General features: G+C 47.7%; 4 protein-coding genes. 1 reads left to right on the top strand and 3 read right to left on the bottom strand.

The features are described from left to right. Positions 1-504 (bottom strand): DNA gyrase subunit A (locus AOQ29_RS08150; RefSeq protein ID WP_275936583.1); only part of this gene is annotated, 504 nt, incomplete at its 3' end. Positions 505-538: 34 nt separating this feature from the next. Further along, positions 539-2653: a DNA topoisomerase IV subunit B gene (parE, locus tag AOQ29_RS05675; RefSeq protein ID WP_061993534.1), complete on the bottom strand. Its 2115-nt coding sequence runs from the start codon at positions 2651-2653 to the stop codon at positions 539-541. Positions 2654-2912: 259 nt separating this feature from the next. Between parE and plsY the strand changes: the two genes are divergently transcribed. Continuing rightward, complete coding sequence (plsY, locus tag AOQ29_RS05670; protein WP_061993533.1) at positions 2913-3533, top strand: glycerol-3-phosphate 1-O-acyltransferase PlsY; 621 nt, start codon at positions 2913-2915, stop codon at positions 3531-3533. Between the two features lie 154 nt (positions 3534-3687). Here the strand turns inward: plsY and AOQ29_RS08145 are convergent. Beyond that, on the bottom strand, positions 3688-4227 hold a 540-nt coding region (locus AOQ29_RS08145; RefSeq protein ID WP_322788034.1), incomplete at its 5' end, for an ACT domain-containing protein.

Genomic DNA, 4227 nt, shown 5'->3' with positions numbered 1-4227 from the left:
CGCCCCGTTCACAAAGAGGTTTAGTACTCGCGATGGCAAGACCGTTGGTTCGTAGGTCGTATCATCGAAGTTTAAGACCATTTCAACGGTGTCTTGGGCCAAGTCCTTCAGGATTTCACCTGATAACTTAGTCAACCGTGATTCGGTATACCGCATGGCGGCAGCCGGATCATTATCGATTGACCCGTTGTTTCCGTTCATATCGATTAAAGGTTCACGGACCTTCCAGTCTTGTGACAAACGGACCATCGCTTCATAAATCGATGAATCACCGTGGGGGTGAAAGTTACCCATCACGTTTCCGACCGACTTAGCTGACTTTCGGTAAGGGTGGTCGTAGGTATTTGAATCTTGGTCCATGGCGTACAAAATCCGCCGTTGGACCGGCTTTAACCCATCGCGGATATCCGGCAGGGCCCGTTCCTGGATGATATATTTCGAATATCGTCCAAAACGTTCGCCCATGACGGCTTCCAGCGAGAGCTCGGTAATGCGGTCTGCCATAGTGACAATCCCCAACCTTTCTTAAGTTAATTTTTTAAAATAAATCCAAGTTTTCAAACGATTCATCGCCGTGGTCATCGTCATTTTGGTCAGCAGCTGCCGACGTTGAACTGGCTGTTGGCGCCTCGTCCCCGTCATTGGCACTGGCCGTTGGCGTCTTACCGGCCAAGGCCTGTTCAAAGACTTGGGCGTTGGCATCCGACCCACCAGCAACGTTATCCAAAATTGACCCATCTTCTTCCATCGTGAATTGGACGTTTTGCTCAATCCATTGACGGCGAGGATCAACTTTATCACCCATCAAGGTCGTCACCCGCTTTTCAGCGAGGACGGCATCATCGATTTTGACACGAATTAACGTCCGGGATTCGGGATCCATGGTCGTTTCCCACAAGAGTGGCGCGTTCATTTCTCCCAGACCCTTAAAACGAGTCAATTCGTACTTGGTCTTTGATTGTGCTGTAATCTCGGCCAATTCATCGTTAGTCCAGGCAAAGGCGTCGGCCGTCTTACCACGGTACTTGACCCGGTAAAGCGGTGGCAAGGCAATATAAACCCGGCCAGCGTCAATTAAGGGGCGCATGTACTTGTAGAAGAAGGTCAACAACAAGGTTTGAATGTGGGCCCCATCATCATCGGCATCGGTCATGATAATGATTTTGTCAAAGGCCGCATTTTTCAAATTAAAGTCTGGTCCAACCCCACCACCAATGGCGTAAATCAAGGTTGAAATTTCTTCGTTCTTTAAGATGTCGGCCAACTTGGCCTTTTGGGTGTTCAAGACCTTCCCACGCAACGGTAGGATGGCTTGGAATTTCCGGTCCCGGCCCTGCTTAGCCGACCCACCGGCCGAATCACCCTCGACCAAGAACAATTCGTTCTTATCGGCGTTTTTCGATTGGGCGGGCGCTAATTTACCAGAAAGCAAGCGGTCGCGCTTGCCCTTAGTCTTGCCTGTCCGAGATTCCTCGCGGGCCTTACGGGCCGCTTCACGGGCTTCACGGGCACGAAGGGCCTTACGGACAATCTTTTGCCCGAAGTCCCCGTTTTCGAGCAAGAACCGTGACAAGGTTTCGTTGACAACCCCATCGACGGCAGCCCGGGCTTCGGTTGTGCCCAGCTTATCCTTGGTCTGCCCTTCAAACTGCAAGAGTTCTTCTGGTACCCGCAAGGAAATCACGGCAGACAGTCCTTCACGGACGTCAGACCCTTCCAGGTTCTTATCCTTGTCCTTGAGCAAATTAACCCGGCGGGCGTATTCGTTAAAGGCCTTGGTCCAGGCTGACCGGAAGCCCATTTCATGGGTTCCCCCGTCTTGGGTCCGGACGTTGTTAACAAAGGACATCAAGGTTTCTGAGTAACCATCGTTGTATTGGGCGGCAACGTCAACCAAAATTTTGTCTTGGGTACCTTCAAAGGTCATGATTGGACCCAGACCTTCTTTTTCTTCGTTCAAGAATTCTACGAAAGATTGAAGACCGTGATCATAGTGGTAGACTTCCTCACGAACTGGGTCAACCCGCTTATCCGTCAGCGTAAACTTAACCCCAGACATCAAAAAGGCCGCTTCACGCAGACGTTCGGCCAAAGTATCAAACTTAAAGACCGTCGTTGAGAAGATGCTAGCATCCGGTTTGAAGGTCAACAGAGTTCCGGTGCTGTCCTTAGTAGGCCCTAAGTCAACCAAAGTCCCAATCGGCTGTCCTCCGTTTTCAAAGCTTTCTTCAAAGCGATGGCCATCGCGGACAATCGTGACCTTCAATGATTCTGACAAGGCGTTGACAACTGATGAACCAACCCCGTGCAAACCACCAGAGGTGGCATAGCCCCCCTGGCCAAACTTTCCACCGGCGTGGAGGACTGTCAGAATAACTTCAGGCGTTGGCTTACCAGATGAGTGCATCCCCACCGGCATCCCCCGACCAAAGTCTTGAACCGTAATCGCATTATTTTCTTCAATTGTGACGCGGATATCGTCTCCGAACCCACCTAAGGCTTCATCAACCGCGTTATCAACAATTTCGTAAACCAAGTGGTGCAAGCCGCGACCATCAGTCGACCCGATATACATTCCGGGACGTTTGCGGACAGCTTCCAAGCCTTCAAGGATTTTAATTGAATCTGAATCGTAGTGTGTTTGCTTTGCCACTGTCTTCTTCCTTACTCGTCATTTCACCGCCATGAATCTTACAATAATAATCATCATTTTAGGCAATCAATAATTATCATAGATTAAAACTGATAAACTGACAATAGCCAAAAATAAAGTTCCGACAAATTAAAATCATTATGAATAACAACCAAGGCTGACCTGACAGGCCTTGATTTGCTAAGAAAGACTAGCCAAAATAATTTCCTATGGTAGAATAAACGGTGCTGTGCTTTTTATAAAAGGAGTCTAATTTATCATGTTCAAAATCATCTTCATTTTAGTTCTCGCCTATCTTTTGGGATCTTTAATGCCCGGTTACTGGCTGGGAAAAGTTTTTTACCACAAAGATATTCGCACGGAAGGGTCCGGTAACATTGGTACAACCAATGCTTTCCGCATCCTTGGTCCCATCCCAGGGACAGTTGTCCTCGTCATGGATATTTTAAAAGGGGCCTTAGCCGGCCTTTTGCCCTATTTCTTTGGCTTGCACGATGTCAACATTATGATTGTTGGTCTAGCCGCCATCTTAGGTCACACCTTCTCAATCTGGATTGGGTTTAAGGGTGGTAAGGCGGTCGCAACATCGGCCGGTGTCCTCTCGGTTTATAACACGCCCCTCTTCTTGATGGTTTGTGCCATCTTCATTACCTGCCTAATCCTCTTTTCGATGGTATCGGTTGCCTCAATGGTTGGCTTTACCTTTGCCTCATTCATGTCGGTTCTCTATTACCAAGACGTTATCCTCTCAATCATCGCGATTGTTCTGACGGTCTTCGTCTTCTACCGTCACCGTAAAAATATTGGTCGCATCTTAACTGGTACAGAATCAACGATTCCCTTCGGCCTCGTTTACTGGTTTGGTAAGAAAAATAAATAAATAAATAAATACTTAATCTGCCGCGTTGCCGGTAAATTAGGTAACACAAAAAGGCAGTGGTCTCAAACCACTGCCTTTTTTGCTACTCGCTCATCAGAGTATGTTTCATTTGAATTTTGATTGTCAGCTTGAGCTCATAGGTGCTGACTGCTCTTCAATGAATAGTTCGCTTGACGTCGTAGACTGAATGGTCAGCCAAGAGTGAGTCAATGATGCCATTAAGTTGGGCTACATTAGAAACACCAATCGAGGCTTGAACTTGGACCATTCCTCCCTTAGTCACGTGACCGTTAATTTCCTTAATGAACCGAGTTTTAGCATTTAACGACCGTAAAATCGCGTTTAAAATTCCTTGTTCATTTTCTGCATGAATCGTTAAGTCGGCTGTATAATCCGGACGTTGACCGTTTGGATCAGCCCAAACAACTTCAACTAGTCGTTGCCCACTTTTTTGGGCCGCATGAATATTCGGGCAATCAAAACGGTGGACAGCAATTCCCCGTCCTTGAGAGATGTATCCCGTCACCGCATCACCTGGGACCGGCGTACAACACCCCGACAAGCGAACTAGGAGGTTATCAACCCCGGCAATCACAACATCTGATTGACCGTCACGAGCCCTTGATTTTTGCTTAGGGACCTGTGATTCTTTTTTAATCGCTTGACCATCTTCCAAGAGACTCTTTTGAAGTTT

It is taken from the genome of Fructobacillus ficulneus (assembly GCF_001047075.2).
Classification (GTDB): Bacteria; Bacillota; Bacilli; order Lactobacillales; family Lactobacillaceae; genus Fructobacillus; species Fructobacillus ficulneus.
The sequence above is the reverse complement of the archived record's forward strand: the minus strand, read 5'-3'. Positions and strand labels throughout refer to the sequence as shown.